The sequence below is a fragment of the Streptococcus sp. 29892 genome (assembly GCF_032594935.1).
Lineage (GTDB): Bacteria > Bacillota > Bacilli > Lactobacillales > Streptococcaceae > Streptococcus > Streptococcus hyiners.
Window position 1 is genome coordinate 1068517 of the sequence record NZ_CP118734.1, and the last position, 14064, is coordinate 1082580.

General features: G+C 40.5%; 14 protein-coding genes and 1 pseudogene. 1 reads left to right on the forward strand and 14 read right to left on the reverse strand.

Translation table 11 applies throughout. From position 1 onward, the window contains the following. Positions 1–62 precede the first annotated feature (62 nt). Together PW220_RS05380 and PW220_RS05385 are read right to left on the reverse strand one after the other, a co-directional pair. Entirely contained in the window at positions 63–638 is a 576-nt protein-coding gene (locus tag PW220_RS05380; protein WP_172050828.1) for a thymidine kinase, read from the reverse strand. 98 nt (positions 639–736) lie between these two features. Then, entirely contained in the window at positions 737–961 is a 225-nt protein-coding gene (locus PW220_RS05385) for a hypothetical protein (RefSeq protein ID WP_248054144.1), read from the reverse strand. A gap of 122 nt (positions 962–1083) precedes the next feature. Here PW220_RS05385 and PW220_RS05390 point away from each other — a divergent pair, with 122 nt between their 5' ends. Beyond that, positions 1084–1266 carry a 4-oxalocrotonate tautomerase gene (locus tag PW220_RS05390; RefSeq protein WP_024413156.1) on the forward strand — a complete coding sequence of 61 codons (183 nt, stop codon included), beginning with the start codon at positions 1084–1086 and terminating at the stop codon, positions 1264–1266. Positions 1267–1353: 87 nt separating this feature from the next. On the opposite strand, the pseudogene PW220_RS10360 reads toward PW220_RS05390, so the two are convergent. From PW220_RS10360 to PW220_RS05445, 12 genes and pseudogenes are all read right to left on the reverse strand, one after another. Continuing rightward, positions 1354–1452, reverse strand: a pseudogene (locus tag PW220_RS10360) (IS3 family transposase); the annotation flags it as partial. A gap of 230 nt (positions 1453–1682) precedes the next feature. Further along, on the reverse strand, positions 1683–1967 hold the full coding sequence (locus PW220_RS05395) for a hypothetical protein (RefSeq protein ID WP_172050830.1): 285 nt from the start codon (positions 1965–1967) through the stop codon (positions 1683–1685). A gap of 53 nt (positions 1968–2020) precedes the next feature. Further along, positions 2021–3853 carry a translation elongation factor 4 gene (gene lepA / locus PW220_RS05400; protein ID WP_248054142.1) on the reverse strand — a complete coding sequence of 611 codons (1833 nt, stop codon included), beginning with the start codon at positions 3851–3853 and terminating at the stop codon, positions 2021–2023. Positions 3854–3947: 94 nt separating this feature from the next. Beyond that, a complete protein-coding gene (gene ndk, locus PW220_RS05405) occupies positions 3948–4361 on the reverse strand; it encodes a nucleoside-diphosphate kinase (protein ID WP_248054134.1) in 414 nt (137 codons plus the stop codon). Positions 4362–4370: 9 nt separating this feature from the next. Next, positions 4371–4958 (reverse strand): ribosome biogenesis GTP-binding protein YihA/YsxC, encoded by a 588-nt coding sequence (gene yihA, locus PW220_RS05410; RefSeq protein ID WP_100881361.1) that lies wholly within the window; start codon positions 4956–4958, stop codon positions 4371–4373. Positions 4959–5019: 61 nt separating this feature from the next. Then, positions 5020–6246 carry an ATP-dependent Clp protease ATP-binding subunit ClpX gene (clpX, locus tag PW220_RS05415; RefSeq protein ID WP_248054132.1) on the reverse strand — a complete coding sequence of 409 codons (1227 nt, stop codon included), beginning with the start codon at positions 6244–6246 and terminating at the stop codon, positions 5020–5022. A gap of 197 nt (positions 6247–6443) precedes the next feature. After that, positions 6444–6956: a dihydrofolate reductase gene (locus PW220_RS05420; RefSeq protein ID WP_248054130.1), complete on the reverse strand. Its 513-nt coding sequence runs from the start codon at positions 6954–6956 to the stop codon at positions 6444–6446. Positions 6957–7253: 297 nt separating this feature from the next. Further along, positions 7254–8093: a thymidylate synthase gene (locus PW220_RS05425; RefSeq protein ID WP_248054128.1), complete on the reverse strand. Its 840-nt coding sequence runs from the start codon at positions 8091–8093 to the stop codon at positions 7254–7256. 52 nt (positions 8094–8145) lie between these two features. After that, complete coding sequence (locus PW220_RS05430) at positions 8146–8448, reverse strand: hypothetical protein (protein ID WP_248054127.1); 303 nt, start codon at positions 8446–8448, stop codon at positions 8146–8148. A 12-nt stretch (positions 8449–8460) separates the two neighbouring features. Further along, positions 8461–8739 carry a hypothetical protein gene (locus PW220_RS05435; RefSeq protein WP_248054121.1) on the reverse strand — a complete coding sequence of 93 codons (279 nt, stop codon included), beginning with the start codon at positions 8737–8739 and terminating at the stop codon, positions 8461–8463. A gap of 127 nt (positions 8740–8866) precedes the next feature. Further along, the gene (locus PW220_RS05440; protein ID WP_248054119.1) at positions 8867–10255 is read right to left on the reverse strand and encodes a glycosyltransferase; all 1389 of its coding nucleotides are present in this window, start codon (positions 10253–10255) and stop codon (positions 8867–8869) included. Between the two features lie 23 nt (positions 10256–10278). Further along, positions 10279–14016 carry a MucBP domain-containing protein gene (locus PW220_RS05445; protein WP_248054117.1) on the reverse strand — a complete coding sequence of 1246 codons (3738 nt, stop codon included), beginning with the start codon at positions 14014–14016 and terminating at the stop codon, positions 10279–10281. Between the last annotated feature and the right edge of the window lie 48 nt (positions 14017–14064).

Below are 14064 nucleotides of genomic sequence, written 5' to 3' on the forward strand. Positions count from 1 at the left end.
GGTCATGAAATAGGCACAGTTTCTAGCATGTGTTCATTCTTTCGATAGATGGTTTACTTGCGCTACATCTCAATTTCCGGCGAAAAATAATGCTTGCGGCAAACTGGGATGTAGGTTTCATTTCCACCGATTTGAATTTGAGCGCCTTCATAGGTTGGTTTACCATCTTGCGTTCGCAAAACCATAGTGGCTTTCTTGGAACAATATTGGCAGATTGTTTTAATCTCATCCAACTTATCGGCCAACAGCAACAAGTGTTTGGAGCCTTCAAAGAGCTCATTTCGGAAATCATTTTTTAGACCAAAGGCCATAACTGGAACATCCAATTCATCTACCACTCGTGCCAAGTCATAGACATGGTGGCGACGAAGGAATTGGGCTTCATCAATCAAAACACAATAAGGACGAGGTTCCATTTTCTGAATGTAACCAAAGATGTCCATCTCATCATCAATTGCTACTGCTTCACGTCGCATACCAATACGACTTGAAACAACACCAAAGGCATCGCGGGTATCCAAGGCAGAAGTCATAATGACGACAGGCTTACCCTGCTCTTCATAGTTATGGGCAACTTTAAGAATTTCAATGGTTTTACCAGAATTCATCGTCCCATATTTATAGTATAATTGAGCCACTTTTCACTTTCCAATCTTAAAATTTCACTCTTTCCATTTTATCATAATTTGACCATTTAGGAAATAGAAAAACAAGCCCGATTTGAGCTTGTTTGATATTAGGACCAAGGTAATGATAAGAAATTTCCGACACACTCAAAAATAATTTTAGCAACTTTTGGTTTCCACTTGTATAGCATGACACATCCATAGATTAAGCTGAAGAAGGAGAATGTGATCAATAATGGGCCTTGCCATACACTTTTGGCAAAAACAGTTGCCACTAGATACAAAAACAGACCGGCAAGCAGGAATGAAAACACCATACGATAAACATAGTTCATAAGCCAACACCTCCTATGTACGTGTAGAATAGCACAAATTGTAAGCGATGTCAATTGTTTACTTATAGAAAGCAGGTGAAATTTATGCTATACTGAAACTAGCAAAATAAAGGAGAAACCATATGCCATTTGTACGTATTGATTTGTTTGAAGGACGCACAGAGGAACAAAAAATCGCTCTTGCCCGTGAAGTAACTGAGGTGGTATCACGCAATACCAATGCACCAAAAGAAGCCATTCATGTCTTTATCAACGATATGAAAGAAGGAACTTACTTCCCACACGGCGAAATGAAACGAAAATAAGCAGAAACCCACTCTTGCACAGTGATATACTCTCCCTATAGTGGACATTGAAATAATAAAAGATTAAACAATGGCCTTGTCCCTCGTTCAAAGAGGGGCAAGGCCATTGTTGTGTTCTTGAAAATGTTCATTATTGTAAAAATAGATGTAGCCATCAATATCTGAAACCAACTCCTCAAAGGTCCCTTTATAGTTTCTAGTGAAAATTTTTGTTTTTTCACTGTCCACTATAAGGGGAGTATATCAGGATAGTCGAGAGGTTTTTTGCATAAAAATAATGTTCATTTTCGAAAACTTTTTATATAGAATAGACAAATAACAGAAGACTAAAAAGAGTGGAAAGATTTTGCAAATCAAAAAAGGAAGCTCGTCCAAAATCAGTCGGTTGGAAGTGAGCGCTCCCTTCTCAAAACAGTTTATCTTTTCTTTAGCCGTCCAAATGCCAATTCATAGCTCAAATTTGATTTAGCTTCTTGATAAAGAAAGAGAAAACACGCTTCCTCACTATCAAAAGAACGAGTATGAGGATAACTGCTACGTTCTATGGTCTCATCAACTTTCCATACGCCTTCGTCTTGGTAAACACCCTTCATAAAATATCCGCAATCTCCACCTAATGGAGTTTGATGAATACTAAATCCTGGGCCCTCATATCGACGAAAACACTTCTCATAAATCCACCAAAACTCGTCTGCTTTCATTAGTTTCTACCTCCTAAGTGCAAGCTCATGATAAAAAGGTACACTGGACCTTTTTATTTCTTCTCATCTTCATCCATGCTGAGTACGCTGAGGAAGGCTTCCTGAGGGACTTCTACCGATCCGATAGCTTTCATACGTTTTTTACCGGCTTTTTGTTTTTCCAGGAGTTTGCGTTTACGAGAAACGTCACCACCATAACACTTGGCCAAAACGTTCTTACGAAGGGCCTTGATGTCGCTACGAGCCACGATTTTTTGACCGATAGCTGCCTGGATTGGCACTTCAAACTGCTGACGAGGGATAATTTTCTTGAGCTTATCAACGATAAGCTTCCCACGTTCGTAGGCAAATTCCTTGTGGACGATAAAGCTGAGAGCATCGACCTTGTCACCATTAAGGAGAATGTCCATTTTCACCAACTTGGATGAACGGTATTCAGAAATCTCATAGTCAAAGCTGGCGTAGCCACGAGTTGAGGACTTGAGTTTGTCAAAGAAATCAAAGACAATCTCAGCCAAGGGAATTTGATAAATAACATTGACACGGTTATCATCAATGTAATCCATGGTTACAAAGTCACCACGTTTGCGTTGAGCCAATTCCATAACTGCACCGACATACTCCTGTGGTACCATGATTTGTGCTTTAACGTAAGGTTCTTCAATGTTGGCAATCTTGGTTGGGTCTGGGAACTCTGACGGATTGGCTACATCAATCATTTCTCCGTCTGTCATATTTACATGGTAAACTACCGACGGAGCTGTCATGATCAGGTCAATGTTAAACTCACGCTCAATTCGTTCTTGGATAACATCCATGTGCAAGAGCCCCAAGAATCCACATCGGAAACCAAATCCAAGTGCCTGCGATGTTTCTGGTTCAAACTGCAAGCTGGCATCGTTGAGCTGAAGCTTTTCCAAGGCTTCCCGAAGGTCATTGTATTTGTTGGAATCAATCGGATAGATACCTGCAAAGACCATTGGGTTCATCTGCTTGTAGCCCGCTAGTGGCTCGCTGGCAGGATTTTCAGCCAAGGTCACCGTATCACCGACACGGGTATCTGCAACTGTCTTGATAGAGGCTGCAATGTAACCAACATCACCAGTCGCCAAATAATCACGACCAATTGCTTTTGGTGTGAAAATCCCCACTTCCGTCACATCGAAAGTCTTGCCATTGCTCATCATCTGGATGGTATCGCCTGGTTTTACCACACCATTAACGATACGAACTTGCAAGATAACGCCACGGTAAGGATCATAAACCGAGTCAAAAATCAAGGCTTGCAACGGTGCTGCAACATCACCAGTCGGTGCAGGGACTTTCTCTACGATTTGCTCCAAGATTTCCTCGATACCAATACCTGCCTTAGCCGATGTTGGTACAGCTTCTGAGGCGTCCAAACCAATCACATCTTCAATTTCCTGACGGACACGTTCTGGGTCTGCTGCTGGTAGGTCAATCTTGTTAATGATTGGTAGGATTTCCAAATCATTATCCAAGGCCAGATAAACGTTAGCCAAGGTCTGTGCTTCAATACCTTGAGCCGCATCCACCACCAAGATTGCTCCTTCACAAGCTGCAAGAGAACGAGATACTTCATAGGTAAAGTCCACGTGTCCTGGCGTGTCAATCAAGTGGAAAATGTAGGTTTCCCCATCTTTAGCCTTGTAATTGAGCTGAACAGCGTTCAATTTGATGGTAATCCCTCGCTCACGCTCCAAGTCCATGCTGTCGAGCAACTGAGCCTGCATTTCCCGGCTAGATACCGTTTCTGTCTTCTCAAGAATGCGGTCAGCCAGAGTTGATTTCCCATGGTCAATATGGGCAATAATGGAGAAATTACGGATTTTCTCCTGTCGTTTTTTCAATTCTTCTAAATTCATGTTTCTTCCTCTACAAGAGTATTACTCTTTATTATATCAAAAATCCTAAGAACTTGCCATAAGAAAAACACCTAGAAACTAGGTGTCCGCTCTGCTATTTCCCCAACCATAAGGCGATTTCACGGTGAGCAGCTTCTATGCTGTCAGATCCGTGAACAACATTTGCCACAATACCATCAATTGGTGCAGTGGCGAAATCTCCTCGAATGGTTCCAGGCAAGGCATTGACTGGATTGGTAGCCCCCATCATATCTCGCCAAGATTTGACGACTTCAGGTCCTTCTAAAATCCCAGCAATGACTGGTCCGCTGGTCATGTAGTCAACCAAGAGCGGAAAGAAAGGTTTGTCTGTTAAATGCTCATAATGTTTAGCGACCAAGTCCTCCGTCGCTGTCATCATATTTAGGTCGCGAATGACAAATCCACGACGTTCCACTCTGCTGAGAATTTGCCCAACCAGTCCACGTTTAATAGCGTCAGGTTTGATAATGAAAAATGTTTGTTCCATAAAAACCTCCTAAATCTCACTTAGGATAGCATCCCAAGCCTGGTCATAACCATGGCGGGTTTCGGATGAAAAGACGACAAACTGATCATTTTTATCGAAATCCAATTTCTTTTTGATAATGGATTCATGCTTGTTCCATTTACCACGTGGAATTTTATCTGCCTTGGTCGCAACGATGATGACTGGAATTTCATAGTATTTTAAAAACTCATACATTTGGACATCGTCAGCCGATGGCTCATGGCGCATATCAACCAAGCTAACTACCACACGTAAATTATCGCGACTAGTCAAGTATTCCTCAATCATCTTGCCCCATTTTGCTCGCTCAGCCTTGGAAACCTTGGCATAGCCATAGCCTGGCACATCGACGAAACGAATTTTGTCATCGATATTGTAAAAGTTTAACTGTTGGGTCTTACCTGGTTTTCCTGAAGTGCGGGCCAGATTTTTTCTTCCGAGCAAGGTATTGATGAAAGAAGATTTTCCTACATTTGAACGACCAGCCAGGGCGATTTCTGGAATATCGTCATCTGGGTATTGGGCCTTTGAAACTGCACTCAGCAGAATTTCAGCATTGTGTGTATTGATTTCCATTCTTTACCTCTCATAAATAAGGGGGAGAAAGCTAGTCGCTTATCACCCCTAATGATACTTTTTAGGCAGTTTCTAGCAATGGTTTTTCCTTACCATCAACTGCTGCTTTTGTCACTCGCACACGTTTGACTTCATCTTGACCTGGAACTTCAAACATGACATCCAACATGGTTTCTTCAATAATGGAACGAAGTCCACGCGCTCCTGTTTTCCGCTCAATCGCTTTCTCAGCAATGGCCAACAAGGCATCCTCGTCAAAATCCAACTCTACATCATCATAAGATAAGAGGGTTTGGTATTGTTTAACCAATGCATTCTTAGGCTCCGTCAAGATACGAACCAAATCCTCAGTTGTTAACTGGTCTAAAGCTGCAAATACAGGCAAGCGACCAATCAATTCTGGAATGATACCAAATTTTTGAATATCATCAGCAATGATGTGTTGCATGTAAGAATCTTTTTCATCAATGGCACGATTGTTTTGACCGAAACCGATGATTTTTTCACCTAGACGTTGCTTGACAATTTCCTCAATCCCGTCAAAAGCACCACCTACGATGAATAAAATGTTTTTGGTATCCACATGGATCATTTCTTGGTTAGGATGCTTGCGTCCGCCTTGCGGTGGAACACTGGCAACCGTTCCCTCGATAATTTTCAAAAGAGCCTGTTGGACACCTTCACCAGATACATCGCGGGTAATGGACACATTTTCACCTTTCTTGGCAATCTTATCAATTTCGTCCACATAGATAATTCCTCTCTCAGCACGATCAATGTTAAAATCCGCTGCCTGCAAGAGTTTAAGAAGGATATTTTCCACGTCTTCACCAACATAACCCGCCTCAGTAAGAGCGGTCGCATCAGCAATAGCAAACGGGACATTCAAACTTTTAGCCAAGGTCTGAGCTAGGAAGGTTTTTCCTGAACCAGTCGGACCAATCATCAGGATGTTTGATTTTTGCAGATCAACATCATTCTCATCACGGCTATCCTGGAAATTGATACGCTTGTAGTGATTGTAAACAGCTACTGCCAAGGCACGTTTAGCACGGTCTTGTCCGATAACATAATTGTTTAAAATATTGAGTAATTCCTGTGGTTTAGGAGTGTCAGCCAGGTCAGTTAATACTTCTTCTGCCAATTCCTCACGAATGATTTCCTGAGCTAATTCCACACATTCATTACAGATGAACACATTGTTTCCAGCGATAATTTTTTTAACTTCTTCTTGATTTTTCCCGCAAAATGAGCAATAAATTAACTCATGGTTATGCTTAACAGCCATTTATCTCCTCTTTCATATCTCTTATCTAAACAAAAATCCATATACAGCATGGATGCTATTGACTAAATTGGTAAAAGCGTTCAATAGAAACAAAATCGCTAAACCAAATCTTTTCTTTTTAAAGGCTTGAATTGCACAAAGAACACAGATTCCACATAGAAATGCTGTAAACAAACCGAATAAACTTCTCTCCATGCCTATTTCTCTCTTCTTTTATAGTTTTTAATGATGAAATCAACTGGATTGGCTTCATCTTTTGGACGAAATTGTTCACTTTGTAACTGGAAATCTCCCATTGGAAAAACTTCTGGAAAGAAAATATCACCGTCAAATTGCCCGTGAATATGTGTTACAATCAATTCTTCGATGTAGGGCGCAAAAGCAGTGAAAATTTGACCACCACCAATAACAAACAAGGTTCTTTCTTGCTGATTATACCAGTCTAGGACATCTTCTACACTGTGTAGGACTGTAACCCTATCACTCTCCACTTGATAGCTTTTATCGGTAGTCAGTACCAAGGAATGACGATTTGGAAGAGCACGTTTTCCCATGCCATCAAAAGTCACACGCCCCATCACCATTGCATGACCAGTAGTCGTTTCTTTAAAATGAGCTAGGTCAGCAGGCAAAGACCAGGGCAATTTATCCCCTTTTCCAATCAAACCATTTTCATCTTGAGCCCAAATTGCCACAATCTTTTTTGTCATTTTCTCTCACTTTCCGTCCTATCATTCTATCAAAAATTCATAAAAAATGCACTTACCAAGTAGGCCAAGCGCAAATTTTATAACTAGAACCAATTCCTCAATTTTATATATTCTTGATAGACGAAACTCTACTTACTACTGTTTATTAACTTAAATCGCTAAATCGAACTTCAATTGCTCCAACACCTTACCAAAGTGTTGGAGGTTGGAAAGTGAAACAGTTCGGGGAACTGTTTCAGCCCGAGCTTATAATTAAAGAAGCGAGGTAATGGAACGAAGTTCTTACTGCTAATCCAGTTAAATCGCCAAGTCAAACTTAAGTTGCGGTTTAACTGGATTGTAATCCACCAACTCAAAATCTTCTGCCTTAATATCAAAGAAATTGGTACCATCTGGAACATTGAGGACCAAACGTGGCTCAACTTCCGATGGGCTACGACGAAGCAATTCCTCAGCCTGTTCAAACTGATTATCATAGATATGAAGGTTGTTGATGAAATAGAAAAACTTCCCAACCTTCCAGCCAAAATGCTTGGCAATCATCATTTGAAGAGCGACATACTGCATGGCGTTGATATGGTGAGCCACTAACATATCATTGGAGCGCTGAGTGAGGGTTGCATCAAGATAAATCTCTCCGTCCACTCGGCGAACATCAAACATGGTCTGGAAGGCGCATGGCAAAAGACCTGCGGATTGGTCGAAGGCCTCGTAATCCCACAAAGAAATCACATTGCGACGGTTCCAGGGATTTTCTTCCAGTTGCTTGAGGATTGTTGAAATGATGTCATGTTTTTTCACAATTGCACCATAGCGTTCACCGATGGTCCCTGTTCCATCTACTTCCCAGTCATTCCAATATTGAACGCCGTATTTTTCCTGCAAGACAGACAGGTCATTGGTCTGGTCTTGGTAAATCCAGAGAATTTCCTTAATGGCTGATTTAATCGGAATTGGTCTTAGTGTGGTAATAGGAAACTCGCCCTTAGACAAATCATACTCAGCAAAGGAACCAGTAATATACTTAGAATTAGCAACGTTTCCATCCTTGTAACGTGGACGAGCATTTTCTGAAAAAACGCCCTCTTCCACAATCTTACGAATATTTTCTTTAAAAATAATATCTGCTTTAGTCATGGTCTTAGTATAGCAAATTCTAGCAAAAAACTCCAGTTTTGCACCGGAGTTCTCATTCGAAAAAAATTGAAAAGAAATCAAGTTGGAATAAACCAGATAGGGATGTTACTAGGCTGAACAGTATAAGATGGAAAGCAACCAAGGTGACGCTCAACAATATCTGACGAACATTTTTCGTATAAATAGCCGTTGGTAGAGTAGCTAGTCCTAAAAATGCAATGATATAAAATATCAGCTTAAAATTCACATTTAAAATACCAAACCACTGGCCTATTGGTAAAAATAGCATAGCAATGAGAAAAGCAGCAATGCTATAGAGGACAATATTTAGCCGTCTTAATAGGGTCATATTCATAAATAACTCCTTCTAGGGACCGAAGAGAACATAGCCCAAGCCAAAGAACAAGGGGAAAGAAATGATCAATAGAATACTGATGATACCCGTCCAAAGTTTTTTGTAATAGATTGACAAGATGAGAATGAGCGCCCCAAATATTGGCAAAATCAGCATAGTCGCTACAGAGCCCCAACTAGACGGGAAAAACCAGTCACGAATCCAGTAATCAAGGAAAAAGGCAGACAGTAAAATCAAAAGCCCGACTATAGTTAGATAGTCAATTAGTTTAGGCATACTTACTTGTTTCATACACCAACACTCCTTTCTCTTTTCAATATTATTGTACTCTTTTATCAACCGATTTTCAATATATGTATATAAAGAAAGTGTGACAGCGGAATTGAAAAAAGCAGGGGGATGCCCTGCTTTTTTCAATTTAGTTATAACCTAAAGCAAGCTTATACTGCTTTTGTACTTCCGCATAGCTGAATTTGTTGGCATAGTCAAGAATTTTATTAGACAATTGCTGCCGGTCTTCAAAAGGTAAACTTGCTAGATTTTTCAAGGCTTTAACAAGATCATCAATACTATCAAAACCACATTGTTGGTAGATTCCCAACTCTTCCAAGACTTGATTATGTCCAAAATCAACCCTGGAAAGTATTGGTATCAAGCCAAATCCAAGGCATTCTACCATAGCGTTAGCAAACATTTCACTGAGGGAGCAAGATAGATAAGCACAATAATCTGACCGTGGAATTTGTCCACTAGGGACAAAGCCTTTGAAAATCACGTTGTCAGGGATCATGTGCTGATTTTTAAAATCTTGAATTACTTCATCCCGTCCTCCATAAATATGAAGTTCTAAGTCAGGAACTTCTCTCATAGCCTGGACTGCCATAGCCACTCGTTTGTGATCATATATATTACCAACCAGAAGCAGTTTATTGCTTTTCAATCCTCTAGGCGGCTGCTGAGCTACTTGAATGGCAATAGGAGGAAGGAACTCTGCTTGAATGCCATCTTTAGCCAGTGGCTCGATAATGTAGGGACTAGCAACAAAAATTTCTTTTCCAAGTTTAATATTGTAGCCTTCGACATTTTTTTGTGAAAAGTAATGGTTGTAATGAAGGATAAAGCGATAGGTAATGCCTTGATCTTGACAAAATGTTTCTAACGTCTGGCTAATAAACTGGTCGTTTAAGACAATATCTTGATCAGGAACAATTCTGTCTGACAAAAAGTTCACAAATAGATCGATCATGGTCCATTTCTGACCTTGGAAAAAATAGTAACACTCTTTATCTTCAATTCTTCCTTGTAGGACAATATTGCCATTTTTATCGTAATAACAGAAGCTGTCATCCGAAAAATTGGTAAAAAACGGCTTTTCAAAAACTGAGGTTACTGCTTTTAATTCTAAATTTTTACTCCGTTCGATGATGGATAAAATATTTCCTTCAGCAGTTAAGTTCAGGTCAAAGTAACCCTCGTCAGTTGTGTACATAGCTGTCGTTGGAGAGAAAATTTGCTTATCCTTCCAAAGGATTTGCTTTTTAGTTAAATCGGCTTCAAAGTCATCTAGTTGATAGGAACGCAGGCAAGTGTCAATATCCGAATAAAGGTGAGGTAAGATAATGACATGATCCAGTTTATAGCCTTGTGCTTGAAGCTGTTCCTTCCAAAATGGCGTTGAATAAGGAGTTCCGAGCAAAAGGTAGTTGGCAATACCCAAGTCATTTAATACGTTTTGTCGAAAAACTTGTGTGGTTTCATAGCCAAACGTTTTGTCCGACATCCAACTTCTCAAGGTATATAGTGTCACATGTGTTCTCCCTTTTGGATATTCTAAGCTTTCACGGTTGTATGTGAAAAGTAGATATTTATCGAATTTGACCGCGGAGCTACAGAGAGACTAACTCGTTTGTAATAGTAAGTTACTACAGTTACGCCTTCCGCAACTGTACCAGTTTCAGCTGTATCAACCCTGGTGAATTCATACGGCACAGGGTTTTCTTCAAGATCAACTGGTTTGGTATAAACATAGTGCTGGACATAATAGACTTGACCATTAGCAATCTCTAGCTCAGGAGTAACAACACCTTCTTGCGTCACTATGTTAGGGATAAGAAGGGCTTGTTGCGCAGTTGAGCTTAAATCCATTGTGACAGCTTCGGATTCAACTAGTTGAGCAGTTGATCTATCAAAGCCTCTCTCACTTGCATAGCGGTCGCTCAAGAATTTACCATCCAACTGAGGATCGGTCAGAGGAATATACACATCCAAGGTTTCTGCCGCAACTTCTGCTTTTCCGTTTTCAATCGGACTTGTTTGACCTGTCAGGGTATTAAGAGCTTCTAACGGCGCAACCCTCATAGTAGCAATCCGTGAGTTGTTTAAATCCCTATCTGCAGTCGTATCGTATTGAAGATCTGTTGGTTCTGTGGTCACCTTGGTATCTATTATGTTGCCTTTGTAGTCCTTTGTTGTGGTGGTTGTTTCGATTGCTACAACCCCTTCAGCAACAGTTGAACCTGTCAAAATTTCTTGACCAGTACTTTCATCTACATAGCGTGTAATGACTTTACCAGTAATATCTCGCTTGCTCTCTTCTACGGTATTGGCAGGTTTGACGGATTCCACTGGTAGTACTTCTGGTTCAATTTTTTGGTTAATTGGTTTAACTTCTACAACTTTTGGCCTGTAATAATAGGTGATGGTCTGTACTTTTTGATTACTGCTTCCGATTTCTTGCCCTTCTACACGACTGAATTCATATTCAGCTTCAGGTACGATAGCTCTAGATGGTCTTGTATAGGAATAACTATAATCTGTATAATCCCTCGTACCATATATGGTAGTATCATTACCTCTTCCAATTTCTTCAATATTTTGAGAAGATTCATCAAATCCTTCCTTGCGAACATGATCCAATGTTTCAGCAATATTGTCAGGATCCCCTGGGTTACTTGGAGAATAGATACGAACTCGGCTAGTCAAACTATCTAATAGACCTTGGGCTGCATTATTTACAACAAGCCCAGTCTGCTTGGTCTCAGGGTTAATCCAATTTGTTGCAACAGTCCGCTTCTTAGCAATCGCTACCTCTTTGACAATCTTATCTGCTTCAGTACTGTAGTCAAAGCTAGCAGGAGTACTCGAAATTTGGGTGTCTACAGTATTGCCCAAGGCATCCTTAGTTACCGTCGTCTTCTCAAGGGCAATAACCCCTTCTTTTACAATGGTTTCAGGAAGAATTTCTTGACCTGTCACTTCATCGATATAGCGAGTAATAACTTTACCCTTGATTTCTTGTGTTGACTCTTCAGTCGTATTCGGTACTTTGCGATAGATGTAAGTTACATGGTTCTCACCCGGTAAGACCTTACCAGATACCGCTCCATTGACAGAAATATATTCGTACAATGCACCTTCAAACTCGATACGATCTGGTCTTAGATTGGTTGCATCGTAGCTTGCATTGGTTTCACGCTTGGTTTCTTCAATATTTGAGATTCCATCAGTAATCGTTTCGGTCCGTTCAGTGAAGCTTACAATCGTGTTTACTAGAATTTTTGATGGTGCCAGAACCTTACCGTCCTCATCAGAAAAGTGTACATTTACTGTACCAGTTTCAAGAAGGGGTTCGAGTTCTTTACGGGTTACGACAGGTTGAGTTACTTTGCGATAAACATAGGTAACTTTACTTTCACCAGCTACAACTTTTCCAGTTTCACTACCTTGAACAGTCACAAACTCATAGGTTGCGCCATTGTATTCCAAGCTAGTCGCCTTAACAGAGGTTGCATTATAAGTAGCGTCGCTAACTACTTTGTTTTCTTTAATTTCTTCAACACCGTCAGTGGTTACCTTGGTACGGAAGGTTGTTGAAATGATGGCATTTACCAATTCTTTCGAATCTGCAAGTTTATTGCCAGCCTCATCGACATAATGAACTGTGACCTTACCAGTTTCTTGGATTGGATCAAGCTCTTCACGAGTTACGACAGGTTGAGTCACTTTGCGGTAAACATAAGTAACTTCCGTCTCACCTGCCACAACTTTGCCTGTTTCACTACCTTGAACAGCCACAAACTCATAGGTTGCGCCATTGTATTCCAAGCTAGTTGCCTTAACTGAGGCCGCGTTGTAAGTAGCATTGCTAGCTACTGTATTTTCTTTAATTTCTTCCACACCGTCAGTGGTTACCTTGGTACGGAAAGTTGTCGAAATGATGGCATTTACCAATTCTTTAGAATCTGCTAGTTTATTGCCAGCCTCATCGACATAATGAACAGTAACCTTACCGGTTTCTTGGATTGGATCAAGCTCTTCACGAGTGACAACTGGTTGAGCAACCTTACGGTAAACATAAGTAACTTCTGTCTCGCCAGCTACTACTTTGCCAGTTTCATTTCCTTTAACAGCTACAAACTCATATGTGTCACCGTTGGATTCAATGGTATTTACTTTCAGGGCAGCAGCATTATAGTCAAGATCATTTGGTACAGTATTTTCTTTAATTTCCTCTACACCGTTTACAGTCACTTTAGTACGATAAGTAGTAGAAACAACAGCATTTACCAATTCTTTAGAAGCAGCTATTGTATTGCCCTCTTCGTCAACATAGTGAACTGTAACCTTGCCCTTATTCTCCTGTGTCTCAGTTGTCAAATCAGCTGAAGGTAGAGTGTTAGGGCTTGTAGGTGTTTCTGCAGGTACAGATGCGATTTCTGGATAATAGCCAACATATTCCCAACAAGTATCTGTTGCAGGTGTATGAGTAAAGCGAGCATTTAATTGCAGTTTGACATTTTCAACCAAATCAAGGAAGGTTGATGAATTGGCGAGAACCGGTGTAGAAACTCCGATACTTCCTGCAACCAATAGAGCAATAGCTACATGTTTGCCTGTTTTACGGTTCTTAAACAATAAGTAACCACCAAATGTCAACATACCCAACCCTGCAATAGCAATAGTTTTTGAGCTAGCAGAGCCTGTTTTTGGCAAAATAGACTGTACAGATTTCGCAGGAATACCAGTTATCCTCGATACTGTCTGAGCAACAGTTGAAGGTGTTTCCGCTTTTGGTGTGACTGTTACTACAGGAGCTACTGGAACTTGTGGTTCAACTTGAGGTGTACCAGGAACAACTGGGATTTGTGGAACTTGTGGCGTGCCAGGAACTACTGGGATTTGTGGAACTAATGATGGTGGGGTTGGTAGGATTGGTTGTATCGGCTCAGGATCCACTGGAACAACTTGGCAACTACCAGAAGGTTTATATACGGCAACAAAACCAGTAATCCACTCAAAATTCCCTGTCTCTGGATTGATCCAAGAAAGCTGTTCATCAATATTACCTGATTTAATTCGTGCCTTTTGCTCCACTGTTAAATCATTGAAATTTACTCTACTAATCGTGGCATCTACCGTGCGATTCGTTTGCACTACTGCAGAATTAGTAGTCTCATTCGCAGAAACCAATGATGAACCTGCAAGGACGCCAACTGTACCTAGTAGTGCCACTCCAAGTCCTTTGACAGCCTTATGTTTTCGAAATCCATACTTATGTTTTTTTTCCATAAATTTTTCTCCTAATATGATATCATGTCAGTTACTATAAATAGACAG

Coding starts and splice junctions, on each gene's coding strand:
- PW220_RS05385 (WP_248054144.1), bottom strand. CDS start 961: ATGAACTATGTTTATCGTATGGTGTTTTCATTCCTGCTTGCCGGTCTG.
- PW220_RS05390 (WP_024413156.1), top strand. CDS start 1,084: ATGCCATTTGTACGTATTGATTTGTTTGAAGGACGCACAGAGGAACAA.
- PW220_RS05395 (WP_172050830.1), bottom strand. CDS start 1,967: ATGAAAGCAGACGAGTTTTGGTGGATTTATGAGAAGTGTTTTCGTCGA.
- lepA (WP_248054142.1), bottom strand. CDS start 3,853: ATGAATTTAGAAGAATTGAAAAAACGACAGGAGAAAATCCGTAATTTC.
- ndk (WP_248054134.1), bottom strand. CDS start 4,361: ATGGAACAAACATTTTTCATTATCAAACCTGACGCTATTAAACGTGGA.
- yihA (WP_100881361.1), bottom strand. CDS start 4,958: ATGGAAATCAATACACACAATGCTGAAATTCTGCTGAGTGCAGTTTCA.
- clpX (WP_248054132.1), bottom strand. CDS start 6,246: ATGGCTGTTAAGCATAACCATGAGTTAATTTATTGCTCATTTTGCGGG.
- PW220_RS05420 (WP_248054130.1), bottom strand. CDS start 6,956: ATGACAAAAAAGATTGTGGCAATTTGGGCTCAAGATGAAAATGGTTTG.
- PW220_RS05425 (WP_248054128.1), bottom strand. CDS start 8,093: ATGACTAAAGCAGATATTATTTTTAAAGAAAATATTCGTAAGATTGTG.
- PW220_RS05430 (WP_248054127.1), bottom strand. CDS start 8,448: ATGAATATGACCCTATTAAGACGGCTAAATATTGTCCTCTATAGCATT.
- PW220_RS05435 (WP_248054121.1), bottom strand. CDS start 8,739: ATGAAACAAGTAAGTATGCCTAAACTAATTGACTATCTAACTATAGTC.
- PW220_RS05445 (WP_248054117.1), bottom strand. CDS start 14,016: ATGGAAAAAAAACATAAGTATGGATTTCGAAAACATAAGGCTGTCAAA.